7 protein-coding genes are annotated in these 15,878 nt (G+C 36.2%); all 7 read right to left on the bottom strand.

Annotated features, from left to right (window positions below):
- Positions 1-7: 7 nt before the first annotated feature.
- On the bottom strand, positions 8-1,840 hold the full coding sequence (locus tag KF816_01925; GenBank protein ID MBX3006763.1) for a family 16 glycosylhydrolase: 1,833 nt from the start codon (positions 1,838-1,840) through the stop codon (positions 8-10).
- A 92-nt stretch (positions 1,841-1,932) separates the two neighbouring features.
- Positions 1,933-2,958: a PorV/PorQ family protein gene (locus KF816_01920; GenBank protein ID MBX3006762.1), complete on the bottom strand. Its 1,026-nt coding sequence runs from the start codon at positions 2,956-2,958 to the stop codon at positions 1,933-1,935.
- Between the two features lie 15 nt (positions 2,959-2,973).
- Entirely contained in the window at positions 2,974-6,036 is a 3,063-nt protein-coding gene (locus KF816_01915; GenBank protein ID MBX3006761.1) for a hypothetical protein, read from the bottom strand.
- Between the two features lie 39 nt (positions 6,037-6,075).
- Positions 6,076-8,778 carry a TonB-dependent receptor gene (locus KF816_01910; protein ID MBX3006760.1) on the bottom strand — a complete coding sequence of 901 codons (2,703 nt, stop codon included), beginning with the start codon at positions 8,776-8,778 and terminating at the stop codon, positions 6,076-6,078.
- 66 nt (positions 8,779-8,844) lie between these two features.
- The gene (locus KF816_01905) at positions 8,845-11,505 is read right to left on the bottom strand and encodes a T9SS type A sorting domain-containing protein (GenBank protein MBX3006759.1); all 2,661 of its coding nucleotides are present in this window, start codon (positions 11,503-11,505) and stop codon (positions 8,845-8,847) included.
- Between the two features lie 70 nt (positions 11,506-11,575).
- Positions 11,576-13,192, bottom strand: coding sequence for a sodium/solute symporter (locus KF816_01900; protein ID MBX3006758.1), 1,617 nt, complete (start codon positions 13,190-13,192; stop codon positions 11,576-11,578).
- A 128-nt stretch (positions 13,193-13,320) separates the two neighbouring features.
- On the bottom strand, positions 13,321-15,729 hold the full coding sequence (locus KF816_01895; GenBank protein ID MBX3006757.1) for a beta galactosidase jelly roll domain-containing protein: 2,409 nt from the start codon (positions 15,727-15,729) through the stop codon (positions 13,321-13,323).
- Positions 15,730-15,878 lie beyond the last annotated feature (149 nt).

Here is a 15,878-nt window from a genome sequence, read left to right as displayed (position 1 = left end):
ATGAATATTATTTTGCCAATACCATTTTTTTTGTCTGTGAAAAATTTCCGGCAGTAAGTTCGTAGAAATAAATGCCTGACGATAGTTGAGCACCTTTTGTATTAAAGGTAGAAAATTGGGAGTTATATAATCCGGGCTGTTTGAATTCATCAACTAAAACTTTTATTTCTTTTCCAAGTAGATCGTATATTTTTAATCGTATATGACTTGGCTCTGAAATTTTATAACTAATAACAGTATCGGGGTTAAAGGGATTCGGAAAATTCTGCATTAGTTCATATTGTTTAGGAATTGTTGAGTGATCTTCTACACCGGTAGTTATCTGTTCTATTATAATTCCATTTAATAGTGGACGCTGGACCCAAGCCGAGAAATGAATATCAAGCAAATGGTTTTCTACATTTACATTATCAATTGTTTTAATGATAGCCGATCTAATTCCGGTTTCTTTGGTAATATCAAATTTAGTTAACTCTTTTTTCCCTTGTACATAAACATCAAATATTCTTTGCCCGTTTTGTGTAAAATGATTTTCCGCAAAAAGAAGTTGAACACGATAAGTACCATTCGGTATCCGCACCACATATTTTGCCATTCCATTAATTTCACTTTGAAAAACCACATCATCATCAGTCTTAGCTATTGGCAAACTAAAGGGTCCTCCTTTCGATCCTTCCATATAACCATAATTAGAAGTGTCGGTTTTAAATTCTATATCTGGAATAAAATCATTAAACCTATTTCCACCAACATTAATCTTTAACGGAAATTTATATTGAGGAGTGGTAATTATTGATTTGGATAAATTTGACGCCATATTTGCAGGTACGAATCGATCTTTAATACCACTTAATACAATTAAAGCTGGTAGAGAATTTAAATTTAACTTCTCTACTTGCAATTCAACAGTTCTATTATCACTTAAAAGGGTTGCTTTTTTTATTGGGGGTGCTCCTCCCATTAAATATCTTGAAGCAGATTCAGCCGATGTTTTCTCAACTTCTTCAGAGAAAAAAACATGTAGTGTAAATTCATTAAGTGCGCGGACAGATATAATTGAAGGAGGGCGTTTATCGTAATAGCCAAGTTCATTAGGTGAAGTCAAACTAATTATCATTTTCCCATTTTCGAAAACAATATTTTCAGGCACAAAATCAACATTATTACCTTCAAAGGTATGAGTAGCTTTTGCCCACCTGTTCTCATCAAAAAAATCAAAATCATCTTTCCATTCAAAAGTAAAATTATTATCAGAACCGTAATTTCCTTTACCAGGGGTGTATTTGTAATATGCAGTCCAATCATAATAGGTAAATGCAGGTAACACCTGGTCATTCCAAACCCCTGCCCAGTTAGGGTAATTTGGTATCCACATGTTAAACATTAATTTTTGTGCTCTATTTACGGTTCTAACAAAATCTTCAGTTTGCCTATAAACTTCAACTCCATCAATAAAATAGGCTATGTAATCGGGAGTCCACTCAAATGCGTATGTGTGATAATCTAAAGCGGGATTAAAATCTACATACTGATGCCGAACATGATTTATTTGTCCGGGAGTGATTGTATTAAACTGCACATCATTATTATATCTCCCCATTATTTCAACATCAATCTCATTCCATTTACCTTGCGACCATGGATCTGAAGGAGAGCCGTCAAAGTAAGTAAACATAGTGCCAAGAGTTCCCTCTTTACCTGGAGCTTTAAAACTTGATTCAAATCGCCCATAAAGAAAAGCTTCTTTAGTTCTATATTCGCCACCTTTATAATTTTTGGCTAAAATAATTTGACTGGTTAATAGAAGGGTTAAGATTAGTCGAATCGAATTTTTGATCATCAAACAATTCCTTTACTTTTTTAAAGAAAGGGGTGAGCATTAACTCACCCCGCAAATCAGTAATTAAGAGGAGGCCTTTAATTACTGAAATATCAGAACTCTACACCTACAGTAAACTTCTGAACGTTTGTGAGTCTGCCAAAACTACCATACGAATAATCAATCCGAACGGCAACATTACCGAAGAATCTCTGTTTAATTCCGGCACCGGCAGTAAATGATTCTTCAGAATCCTTTAGAAATAATGATTTAAATCCCCCTCTTATAAAGAAGATGTCATTAAAACCATATTCAGTTCCAATGTTAATGCTTTCATAATCATCAGCAGGATGCAGTGCATCAACAGCGACCAATAGTTTGTGCATATCTGTTTTTATTGGTTCATAAGAAATACCAACTCTAAAATTTAATGGCAATTCCCACTCATCGGTTTGAAGTATTGCAGGTATCTGATTATTATTTCCCGTGCTGTTTGGATCGGGATCGTAGAGAACTAATGCAGTATTACCTGTCATTTTCATTTTAGTACCAAAGTTAGAAATTGACATTCCCAGCATTATTCCATCAAACGGAGTGCGGTATAAAACGCCCAAGTCTAATGCAAAAGCGGTGGCTGAAGTACGCCAAATTTTCTGCATTACAAATTTGGGATTAAAACCGATTGAAAAATTATCGGTTAAATTGATTGCATAAGAAACAGAAAACATAGCATCAGTAACTCCGAATGTTTCACCGGTTCCTTCTGGATTTTCAATAGTTCTGACTGTCATTTCATCTATAGCCGAGGTAAGAAAACTAACGCCGAGTGCGCCATAGTCTCCCAAATTATAATTAGCCGCCATAAAATTATAATTAATATCGGCAACCCATTTAGTATGATCAAATGAAGCCGCGCCCCCCTGAACTTTAGCTAATCCCGCGGGATTCCAAAATATTGCGCTGGGGTCATCGGCAACAGCAACAAAGGCGCTTCCCATAGAAGTAGCCCGTGCACCTTGTCCAATTGATAAAAATGGTGCGGCGGTAGTTGCCCTTTTAGAAACATTCGAAACAAAATCTTGAGCTTCAATAAATGAAGCGGTAAAGATTATAAGTAATATTATATTTAATTTTTTCATGATATCGCTCCGCCGCTATTTAATTATCGCAAATTTACCGATGTGTTCACCTACACCCGGGGCATCAACATGATAGACATAAAGTCCATAAGCTATATCCATTCCATCTTCAGATACTAGATTCCATGATACAGTACCATCACTTGTTCCGGTAGTTTTTTCGAGTGTTTTAATTAGTGCTCCAGTAATAGTGTATATTCTTATTGTACACATAGTAGGCAGATGAATAAAATCAATTCTTCTTTCGCCACGACCGGTCTGGTTAAGATTTCGTTTTTCCCATGCATTTGCGCTGATGTAGGGATTAGGAACAACAGCTATTTTCGACATTTCAGTTTTAGCTAGTTCTTGATCAACAAATGCACCTTTAGTACTAAATTCGAAAAAGTCACCTTCCTTAAATGGTTTCGAAGTTACAAACCTGAATACATCACCTGGGCGCGGAGTGGCAAATACTGGCGCGGCTGGAATGCGGTACTGAATTCGCCATGTTAATCTGAATTGTGTACCTACATATTCAATAATCACTAAATCATCACCTAAGGTTAATAATCCATCACCATTGTTATCAAACACTTCAAGATCGGCGGCAAGCCCGGTTGTAATATTTCGAGCTTTAACCGGAGATGCGAATCGTTGAAATGGTGTAGTATAGAATTCACCGGCCGGAAGCCATACTAATTCATAATCATTTGGCCATGTTACATTTCGCTGTGGAGAACTTTTATCCGGAGCTACTATCATATCAACGTTACTGTAACCAGTTACCCATCCCTTTTCTTTTATCGCTCCCGAAGTATCTGCATTTACAGATAAGACCAATCCATCAAATGGTGAACTAAATTGACCTTTGAGAAAAGCTGAAGTATCAACAATTCCAAAGATGGATTCAGTTTGCCCATTCATCGTTCTCGTTAAATTATATGAGGTGGTTTTGTAAGCAGGGAATGTACCCGAAGAATTAAACGTTACTTTATAAACAGCATTTTCTTTTACTTCTCTTGGATCAAGTACAACTAAATTCATTTTGCCAGATCCAATTCCCTCTTTTACTTTTGTAAGATTACCACTTATCTGCGGTGGTTTATAACCCGCAGATGGGGCATTTGGAACAATAACCGCACAATTTATATCTACGAAACGAATTGAACCGGAGTAGTCTTGAGTAATAATTTTAGTAGTTTCTGTTGGAATTAATCCTTTTGTACCATAGTTAGGATCACCCTGATCATAAGCAACTAAAGCATAGTAATAAGTAGAACCATTCGTAACTGATGAATCTACATATGAATGCTGTAATCCACTGTCGCTTCCTCTCCAAAAATGTGAACCATTGATTCCGATCGGATCCGGACCTTTAATCCCATTCTTTAAGTCAAATTGCGCAATCGGTTTCCAATATTTAGTTTCTCCTTTTGAGTCGGTAATTACTTTTATGTCATTAAATTCCGGTTCTTGACTTCTATATAATAGATAGCCCTCAAAATCAAATCTTCTCAAGAAATTATCATAACTTTTTTCTGCTAAATCATCCCAATAAAGAAATACTTTTTTATCTCCGGGAATTGCTGTTAATGTTGGTTTAAGAGGAGGTTTTGAAAAATTATAATTTGCATTATAGATAGCTTGCACTGTTTCTTTATTGAATACCATATCCTCATAATCACTTCCAAATACTAACGCAACAGAGAATCTTTCTCTTCTATATTTCTTAAGAGGAAAAGGACCGGAACCGAAAAGGATTTGAATATTCGATTTAGTTAATGAAGTATCAAAACTTCCATAACTCATTTTTCTCCAAATAACATCATCATTCTTAGGCCAGATTGCATTAGGTCCTTTATTCGATAATCTCTCAATTACCAAACTTGTTAAACCAATTTGATCCGATTCATCTTTATCAGTAGCGTCAAAATTTGGTTCACCAGGAGTTGGTTTTCCATCTCCCTCACCTTCATCGGGTCCCGCATACTGTATATCAAATGGTCCAACGCCATCTTTTCCCAAATCGTCATTTAAGGGTTCATTTTCAGCAGCGTCCCATTTACCATTTCCATTAACATCTAAATACCCAACCCAATCACCATCATTATCAATTCCATCATCACGCCTTTCATCTACCATTCCATCTTCGTCATCATCAAAATTGTTGAACCCATTGCCTGGAGACTCGAGAAATGCGTAGCCGACATAACCGGTCTTCCAGTTTCCGGGAGGTGCAATTCCGTCGGCATCAAATGCATATGCAAGATCGAGTTTTGTATCGTATGAAGCATTATCATCACCGTTATCATCAACACCACCAACACCGGTATCTGCATAAAAACCAAAGTAAGTAGTATCATAATTTGCATCAGCCAGGTTAACTATATCGTAGTGCCAAAAAATTATATCTTCTGCGAGAACATGCGACCATTGAAATCCTCGAACTTCTTCACGAATTCCTAAACCACCTCTTTCCGGATATGCCGCTATTGGCTGATATTGATAAGGAGGTCTAACAAATTCCATATCGCGTGAATCATCCATCACATAAAATGTTTCCACATCAGCATTTTGAACACCTCTTCCAAAATATCCAAACCAATATCCATCCCAGGTAGGATCAATGTTTGGTAGAGAGCGGGGCCAATTTAATGGCCATGTTTTAGGTTTAGTACTTATTGCAGGTTGCTCCGATTCAGGATGCGCATAACCGGGTACCGGTTCCATTACCCATAATTCATTTGTTGAGGGATTAAAATCAACCTCTTCACGATATGAGGTTTGAGCCGGATGAATTATTTGTTTATTCATTGGCGCAACCACCGAAGCGGTAATAATAGGAGTACATCCATCGAGATATTGATGACCGCTTCCTTTGGGCCATTCTCCCGATGGACGGTCGGGCCAGGCACCGATTTGTCCATCATTCGAAAATAGTGTTCTTACCAAATTACCATCAAGTACACCTTTTTTTCTGTAAGTTTTATCTCCAAGCGGTTCCTGCAAATATTTTTGAATTTGCTCGGCACTCTGTGCCATAACAATATTTGCCGCTACGAAGAAAATTAATATCATCAAAAAATTTTTATTCATTCCAAACTCCGAATTTCTGAATTCATTCCTCTTGTAAATTTAGAAGTTAACATTAAAACCGATGTTGATTCGCCGCGGAGCGGAGTAATCTGCCGGATTTTTAAGATATTCTTCAATTGTATTGTTTCCTACAACCGGGGCGGCAAATTGAGTGTTCAAATCAACGCCAGCTCTTCCGGTAGAAGCAGATACGCCATATTCATTTTTAATATCAAATAGATTATATACCAGCATGTAAACATTAAAATCTAATCCCAATAATTTGAATATCTTGTTTGCTTTTAGATCAACATTTACCGTACTTGGTTTTCTGCCAAGATTTTCGAAACGTAATCCTTTAGTATATCGAGGCTCTTCGGTATATGGAGCGCCACTGCCGTAACTCATTACTAAACCCGCAGTCCAATCGAACGGATCGCCGATTGTTAAGGAAAGATTTACTGTATGAGTTTGATCCCATGAAAGAGGAACAACTTTTTTATTTGCTTCAACCGGAGGATCAGCTTGATTATTATAATAGTTTTGCATTGGATCGGAAGCATTACCTGAAGCTACTTGATATGTGTAATCTACTTTAGCGGCAAAATAATCAGCGAATCTTCTGTCTAATGTTACTATAAGTCCTTTTACATTTCCATAATCTCTATTTATATAACGACCAAATAAAAAACCTTCGTAAGTTCTTAATATTTCCATGCCAAGCAAGTTTCGTATATCACTATAATAAACGGAGAGATCCACTGAAACATTGGGAAATATTACTTGCTGCAACCCAAGTTCATACTTAACCGTTTTTTGAGCTTTTAATTCCGGATTTCCTACCGTTGAGGAAAGTGCTGTAGTTTGATCGATTATATAGCTGTAATTACTATATAAATTTTCGAATGATGGAATTTGGAAAAAATGTCCATAGCTGAAATGTATAGCTCCTTTATCAGAAATTGGAAATGAAACTCCGAGTCGGGGGCTAATCTGGTATTCAGAAACCGCATCTCTTTTTTCATTAGGAGAAGGAAAGTTAGGATTATTAAGAGGATTTCTTAAATCAACGGGCAGATTCGTATTCGAATTAAAATAATCGAAACGTACACCGGCGTTTATAACCATGATATCATATTCCATCTTATCTTGAATGAAGGCCGATATTTCGTAAGGCTTACGGGTGTAGGCAATATTAAATTTTGTGTGAAGGTCTGAATATCCAAGTGTAAATATTGCATTGCCCGTAGAATCGAGCTGACCTTCGGTTAAATTTCTGATTGTCTTCCAGCTATTATAAAGTTCATGCAATCGTAATTCTGCTCCAAATTTAACCTTATGTTCTTTTGATACCTGTGATTCAATATTAAATTGGAAAATATTGCTTACAGTAAATCTATTATATCTATCAGTTTGATTTCCTCCATGCCTATAAGTATAACCTGTATAAGGAGAGCCCTGGTTAGGTTCAACATAACGTGAGTCATATTCATCTTCGTATAAATATCCCCAGTACTTATGAATATTAGATGAATACTTTAAGCTGGCAAAAGTACTTTGTGAAGGCGCATAAGTAATCTGAACATTATTAATTGTGTTAGTTCTATAATTATTATTTACTCCGTCGGGGGTCCATCTATAATCATGGCTGTATCCCTTGCTCCAGTTATCATCCCAAAAAATATTGTATGTAAACTTCCATCCAGGAAGCGTATAAGTTAATTTACCATTGATAGAGGTTTTTTCGTATGGATTCATTGGAACCCAGGCGCTGTCTCCGGTTGGATTATCAATCCAAATTTCTTGATTTCCCGGAATTGGAAAAACCGGTCTATCGTCGTTGGTATTATAAATTCTTCTACCATACATATAACCGTCGTCTTTATAATAACGGCCCGTAACAAAGAAGTTAAGATTGTTTAAAATTTTTGTTGGCCCGCTCAGTGTTAGCTGCACATCTCGCGGTCCCGATAAATTAACTTTATTTACATTTTGAAAAATATCGGTATGAGTAGTAAAATAATTTCCGAGGTAGGCTGATACTGAGCCCTCATAACGTGATGTTCCATCCCGCGTAACAATATTAACAATACCCGACATAGCTTGGCCATATTCGGCATTAAATGTTCCGCTTATTACTTCCATCTGTCTAATTGAACTGTTTTCAACTTCAACCGAGAGACCGCCGTTGAATACGTCTGTTACAGTTACGCCATCAACCAAATATGAAACTTCATTTCTTCTTCCACCTCTAAAGTGACCATTAACAACACCAGCCTGTAAATTAATTACTTGATGAAGGTTTTCTACCGGCATCAATTTAATTTCATCTGAAGTAACAATGGCAGATGATGAAGTAAGATCTTTCGTAATTAATGGCTGCTGTGCTTGAACAACAATTTCATTTAAGTTAACTGAGGTTGAAGTTAGTTCGGCATCTACTCTTGTGGTTAAATCGATCCTAACCATAATATTTTCGACGGTAACTTTATTATATCCTACCGAGCTAAATACTAAAGTGTACTTACCGGGCGCAAGATTGCTGATATAAAAATCTCCTTCGATATCGGTAGCGGCCCCATAATTAGTACCGGCAACAAGAACACTCACGCCAACTAAAGCCTCTCTGGTTTCAGCATCTATTACGCGACCGGCAATTTTACCTGTAGTTCCGGCGAAAATATTAGAAACACCAAACAGCAGAAAAAATAAAAATATTGCATATGGTCGTTTTGATCTCTCCATAGAAAATGATTTACACATAATCCGTTCCTTGAAAATTTTTATTGTAAATATAAAGGGCGCCCATTTAGAGCGCCCGTAAATGCATTATTTTACTAACATCATTTTCTTTACTTGTACAAAAGATCCGCTTTCAATTTTATAGAAGTAGATACCTGAAGTTAATTTTGATGCGTTAAAATTAACATTGTAGCTGCCTGCATCTTGATAACGGTTAATTAATTCTGCTACTTGACGACCCAGCACATCATAAACGCGTAATGTTACTAAACCGGCATTCGCAATTGAATAGTTGATTTGAGTAGCAGGATTGAATGGGTTTGGATAGTTTTGATCTAAGTTGTAAGCAAATGGTAATTGTTCATCAAGATCTGTTGTTACAACATCATCATCTCCCAACCAAGTGTACATCCAGTTTTGTGGATATTGCCAGCCGCCATCCTGATTGAATGGTCCCCAGCTAATCATACCTTGACGATTTTGCCAATCTTCTCCGCTGGTTCCACCATCATTATCATTAATAACTAGATCGAAAGGAATTTTGTAACCCTTCTTTAAATAAATTTGATCTTTTGCAGCAGCAGGATCAGTTCTTACATTTGCAAGATCATCCAAGCTTATTTTTGCTTCAACAACATAACCTGATGGGAATTTTTCTCCCCAATAATAATTTGGTCCAGGTAAGAGTAAAGAATCTTTAACGCTTGTCCAGTGATCGTTTCTTGCTCTTAATTTATTAAAACGAACATGGTAATCTGGAGCGGCTCCTCTCATATATCCTGTATGGATTTTATGTTCATTTCCATTGTAAAGCCCAATTTCTAAATCTGTAGCGTCAAGAGCCCATGAATTACCTCTTGTGTAATAACCTGGATCGTCATAAACCACATCATCTGTTACATCAAAAGCGATATAGATATAATTGTTATCTATAGCAACATACACTTTTGCTGAGCAGTCGTTATCATCTGTTACAACAAAATTATTAACGATGGTTGCTGTACCTTTAGATGGTGACATATCAAAAGGAGTAATACCTGTCCATTCATCTAATTTTCCGTCAGCTTTAAAGTTTACTGATTGCAGTGCAATAGTTGGAATTCCTTTTGCTTTGTTGACGAAAGCACCTGAAACTGCGGCGTCAGAAACGTTGCCTGCTTTATCTGCGCAAGTAATAGCGTAATAGTAAGTTTCATCTCTGTCAACTTTAGGTGATCTTAAAAGATGTTCAAACACTTGAACATTCTCACCAACATTTAATTTTAGAGTTGATACATCTGTTGAATTGATATCTGTAATTGGTTTTGTGCTGAAGTAGAGATTATATTTTTCTTCTGATTCACCAGCCACGTCAGTCCAGGTAACCAAATTAGAATAAGTACCTTTTACAACTGCAAGTGCTGGAGCAGTAGGAGCTTGTTTATCAGCAGACTGGAAACCAGATTGTTGAATAATATCGAATAGGATTGTACCAGTTAATTTTTCTCCTTTAACTCCGCCGCCGGTTGGACCTGTTAAACCCTCAGCTGATAATTCAATTTTGATACCTTTAATTGCTTCAGGGTTAAAAGTTTTGTCCCCTTTTTCATCCCACCAAGGTTGAGCAAATCCATCTGAAGGGAACATTTTTTCAGTTCCAACTTCAACTGCAGGACGTTGTCTCAATGGCATATAAACTCTAACCCAATCGGTTGCTTTGCTCCAATCTATCGGAACCATACAAACCCAGCCTTCATCAGCGGAGCCGGTATTATTTTCGATTACATTAAATCTCATACTTAGCCTGCCAGGATTAGCGGCTTTATGAGGAGTAACATTTTTAATCCAAACTACTAATGCTGTTCTTTCCTCAAATTTTTCAGGTTTAGCGATATTTTTTGAAAAATTAACATAGCCGCCCCAATCTTCAGAGGCATTAACAGTATAATCAAATTTCAATGCGCCGGCGCCTTCAATTTTATCATCTGTTACATCTGTTAATTTAACTTCTCCTTTACCTGCGCCTGCCCAGCCCATATCATCAAATGCATATGAAGCAGCGCTTGCGTCAAAATTATCGAGAGGTGGAGCATATTTATCACCAACCACAGCGAGACCATCAATAAGTATCTCTCCTGCAGCAGTAGGTGTATTAACTCCGCCACCGGTTGTGATATAAACAAGTGCAATTTCGAGAACATTAATTTTATGAAGTTGTAATTCTCCATCTCCATTTTGAGCTTGAGGAGCCCAAGATACTGTTGGATCAGATCCAATATTCATATCGACAGTAATTTGTTTCCACGTACCCGATGCATCAGCAAAATCTACTGGCATTTTTCGGAAAAATCGATCTTCCTCACCGCCGGTTTCATTTGCGTCTGTTAGTTTGAATTCAAATTCCATTGAACCACCCTGTGATGTAACAACAGGCTTAATTACCTTGTACCAAAAAGTTAATTGTTTTCCTACTGAAAGATCGTAGGTAACATTCAATGGTTTTGGAGTGGTACGAACAACATAACCTCCCCATCCATCACCAGCGCCTACTAAATAGTCAATTTTGAGCGATCCGGTCCCCTCTTTTTTATCGGCAGTATAATCCGATACATCTAGCTTAGCCGTTGCCGAGCCCTGGTTCTGATAAATTTGCGACATATCCCACCATCCATCTTTTACAGAATTATCGAATGATTGGAATGTGTAGGTTTGTGCGGAAACCGAAATAGCCGTAACCATTAGTACTATAGCTATTAGCAGTTTTTTCATGATGCCTCCTATTATTTTAGTTGGTTCTATTATTTAAGTGCCCTTTGTTTTAAGATTTCCCGAATAATCTTTAAACAAACATGTACCACAAACTCAAAGTCACTAAAAGAATAAAAAAAGAGAATAACGCTTGTTTAATACTCTTTTGTGTATTTATAAAATTTTTATTTATAGAAATAAAAAATCCGCTGTATTTAAATTTTAGTGTAGTAATTGAAAATTCCTTACCAACATGAAACACGTAATTTAAAATCATAATAAGTACTGAGGTAAAGAGAAATAAAAATATTGTGAAGTGGAGATAATTAATGCTTACAAATGAGTTGAAAATTGGATTCAAGGTGAAACCAGAGTTATAAAATAATTCAAGTAGAAATCGTGATAGACCAATTGCCTCACCAACTATCATACCTATTAATGCGCTCTTAGCACTTACTTTTGTATTAATGAAGCTGAAAAGAAATATAACGGCAATGGGAGCGCTAATAAATGCTTGTGTGCTTTGAAGAAACAGATAAATATGAGAATTCATCAATTTGATAAATGGCACCATCAACACAATAACAAAAACGACAGCTATGGTTGCCATTCTTCCAATAAAAACTAATTTAACTTCTGAAGCATCCGGATGTTTTGGCTGGTAAAAATCGATAGTATATAATGAAGCGATACTGTTAAATGAAGTTGAAAGTGATGACATAATAGCGGCTAAAAATCCCGCTATCACCAATCCTTTTACTCCGCTTGGAAGAATTTCGCTAGATACTAATAACGGATAAGCTTCATCCCCTTTAATTCCGGGGAAAAGTGCTACTGCAAACAAACCGGGAAGAACCAATATAAATAGTGGTAATATTTTTAAGAATGAAGTTATAATTGTTCCGGTACGTGCATCTTCAACCGATCTTGCAGATAGAATTCTCTGAAGCATATAATGATCAGCGCACCAATACCAGAAAGCAATAATTGGAGCTCCAAAAATAATCCCTGTCCAGGGGAAATCGGGATCGTCTGCAGATTTAAACATTTGAAATAATTCAGCGGGTATTTTTTCTCTTAATCCTTGAATACCTCCAACCTCAGCATATCCAAACGCAGTTAACAAAACGGCGCCAACTATTAAAAGTATTCCATGAAATACTTGGGTTCTTATTACAGAAGAAAAGCCGCCTATTAAAGTATAAATGCCGGTAATTAATATTATTAAAATTGATGAGGTAAAGATGCTCCATCCAAAAATGTGATTGAGCAAAATTCCACCGGCAAATAATGTTACCAATACCTTTGTTACTATATAGCTGAATATGGATAAACCGGAAAGAAATTTTCTGTTGGAAGCGTCGAATCTTTCACCAATAAACTGTGGAATTGTTGAGATACCCGACTGCCAATAAATAGGAACAATAATCCATCCTAATAAAACGAGAAAGAAGATTGCTATCAATTCAAATTGAGCAACTGCCAATCCGCGGGAGGCTCCACCACCGGCGAGACCAATAAAGTGCTCACTAGATATATTCGATGCAAAAAGAGAAATTCCAATTGCGAACCATCCTAATTTCCGACCGGCCAGAAAATAATCTTTGATATTTTTATCGCTACTTTTGACATACAGTCCGATTGCTAAAGTAGCAACCACAAAGAGAAACAAAACTATAGCATCTAAAAATGTGATGGAATTATTCATAGGGCGTTATTTCGTCAAAAATGATACCACTTTAAACATTCTCAAAATATTGCGATTTCTAATAAATGTAGGAGGGGTGTACCGGTCACTTATTAATTTGATAACTAATCACTTATAAATTTTATAACTCACTTCATCAAAATCATTTTTTTAACAGATGAAAAATTTCCGGCATCAAGTCGGTAAAAGTAAACGCCGGAAGATAGTGTAGAGCTTGTCCGCCCATTGCGGGTAAAAGTATAGTGTGAAGAGTTCTGTTCTACATTATTAATTTTGAATTTTACATTATAAACTCCCGGTTGTTTGAATTCATTTACTAAAACCATTACTTCTCTTCCTAATAAATCATATACTTTTAAACTAACATGACTTGCTTCCGAGAGCTGATAACTTATTGTTGTTTCCGGATTAAAGGGATTTGGATAATTCTGATCCAAACTAAATTGTGTGGGTAACTTTTGATCATCATTTTTAATATCAACCAACAATCCTTCCTTACTAAAATAGGGCAGATATGAACTTTTTAATGCTGTGGCAACCGGCTTAACGGTTTTTCGATCCATTGAAATTAAACCCATTGTTTGCCATCCATTAGTTTTATATTGATACCAATCGAATACACACCACCAGGTTATTCCAAATAAATTACCTAAAGATTGGGGTTGACCGGCATCGTTATAAGGCGCATGAAATTTAAATGCTCTGAATGTTTCATTAAATATGTAAGTCTGATCGCTTTCACTTGAATTATTTTCTGATGACCAATACCCAAATTCTGTAGCAATAATAGGTTTATTTGGGAAAGCGGTTTTAGCATTATTTAAAAATGAAAATGTTCCCCCAAATGCTTCGGTGAGTTTTGGCTGTATAGCATTATACTTATGAAATATTCCAAAATACATTGTCCATCCCGCGGCATCCAATGGATTTTGTGAATCATCCGATGGGCCGGGTCTATCGGCCGCCGCCGATTGTGTTAATATTCTTCCATCGAAATAATTGTTTTTAATATCATCACTCACCATTTGGTGAAATATTTTTCTGTTCGGAACTTCGAGGCATTCGTTTGAGGCACTCCACATAATAACAGAGGGGCGGTTAAAATCTTTAAATGCCATTTCTCTGAACATCTGCAAATGTATTTTGCGTTGTTCATTCTGTATTTTCCACGCGTCCGCCGTATCAAACCAATAAACCGGTATTTCTTCCATAACGGCTAAACCAAGCCGGTCAGATATAAGATAAGTATATGGATGATTTGGATAATGGGATGTTCTGAGATACAGAACATTTAGATCTTTGATTGTTTGAAGATCAGAAAAAATTATATGTTTGGGCACACTTCTTCCATAAGAAGGATGCTCCTCATGCCGTGCGGCTCCGGTTAAAAACCAAATTCTATTATTTAATAAAAATCTACCATCCTTTAATTCAACCTTTCTAACACCAAACTGAGTATAATACTCATCAATAATTTCATCTCCATTTTTCAATGTAACTTTTAATATATATAGATCGGGGGATTTCATTGACCAAAGTTTGGGATTTGGTATTTGAATATTTGTCTTCCAAACAGCACTGCTGTTTTTATCAATACTTATTTGAGACTGCGCAACGCCGGAAAAGAATACTTCACTACCCAAAATATCGTCAGCAAATTCCGATTGAATATTGTTGGCATTGATATCTGCTTCATATACATTAATAACTGCATTAACTTGAGAAGATCCCTCCCCGGAATTATATAAATAAATTGATGTCTCTACATTTCCATCTATGCTTTTTGTAACGGTATTTGCTCTGGTTACATTAACCGGATTTGATATTTCAAGATAGAGATCATGAATTACCCCGGCATAATTAAACCAATCGGGGATTGTATAAGGCACAATATCTTTACGAGAGTTCCACGCAATATTATCAACACGGATAGCAATAGTATTGGATGAACCATAATTTAGAAGAGATGAAATATTGAACGCGAAAGGAGTGTAGCCCCCTTCATGGTAACCAGCATACTTCCCATTTACCCAAACATCACAAACATAATTTACCGAGTAGAACATTAGTTTTACAAAACTGTCTTTATAGTCGGCACCTACCTCAATTTTTTTTCTATACCAAATTCCATCATTATAAAACTCGGGGGCTTTAGTAGCTTCATTTAATTTATTCTCAACACCTGGTAAAGTTTTAGTTTCCCATGACGAATCATCAAAATCTGGAAGATGTCTATTCGCTGCTTCATTTTCGAGATTTGTAATTCCTGTAAAATCTCTTTTTGCTAACGAATAATTGTCGTTTGCGGTGAATCTTAATTTTTTCCACTCGCCGGCAAGATCAATTGTAACCCGTTTTTTTTGTTTTTCGAATGTGGGAAGAGGAATATTGTTTTGGTAGGGAACTTGCGTTCCAGCTATTTCAATAAATTTAAGTGATGATTCTAATGTCGCTGTTTGTGCATTTACAATATTGAAACAATGAAAACAGACTAATGAAATGATTAAAATAAGTTTAGTATTAAAATTTTGATTCATGTAATGCCCATATATTTTGGATGGCTGATATGCGTTTCAAAAACGATACCAGTTTTAAAGAGTTTAAAATGATTGATTATTGAGAGTTTTAATAGATTGCAGTTGAGTGTAATTTAAAGGAGTTATAAGAATTATAACTCCTCGTTATT

Source organism: Melioribacteraceae bacterium (assembly GCA_019638015.1).
GTDB lineage: Bacteria > Bacteroidota > Ignavibacteria > Ignavibacteriales > Melioribacteraceae > JAHBUP01.
This window is presented reverse-complemented; position numbering and strand designations above follow the sequence as displayed.

Coding starts and splice junctions, on each gene's coding strand:
- KF816_01900 (MBX3006758.1), bottom strand. CDS start 13,192: ATGAATAATTCCATCACATTTTTAGATGCTATAGTTTTGTTTCTCTTT.
- KF816_01905 (MBX3006759.1), bottom strand. CDS start 11,505: ATGAAAAAACTGCTAATAGCTATAGTACTAATGGTTACGGCTATTTCG.
- KF816_01910 (MBX3006760.1), bottom strand. CDS start 8,778: ATGTGTAAATCATTTTCTATGGAGAGATCAAAACGACCATATGCAATA.
- KF816_01915 (MBX3006761.1), bottom strand. CDS start 6,036: ATGAATAAAAATTTTTTGATGATATTAATTTTCTTCGTAGCGGCAAAT.
- KF816_01895 (MBX3006757.1), bottom strand. CDS start 15,729: ATGAATCAAAATTTTAATACTAAACTTATTTTAATCATTTCATTAGTC.
- KF816_01920 (MBX3006762.1), bottom strand. CDS start 2,958: ATGAAAAAATTAAATATAATATTACTTATAATCTTTACCGCTTCATTT.
- KF816_01925 (MBX3006763.1), bottom strand. CDS start 1,840: ATGATCAAAAATTCGATTCGACTAATCTTAACCCTTCTATTAACCAGT.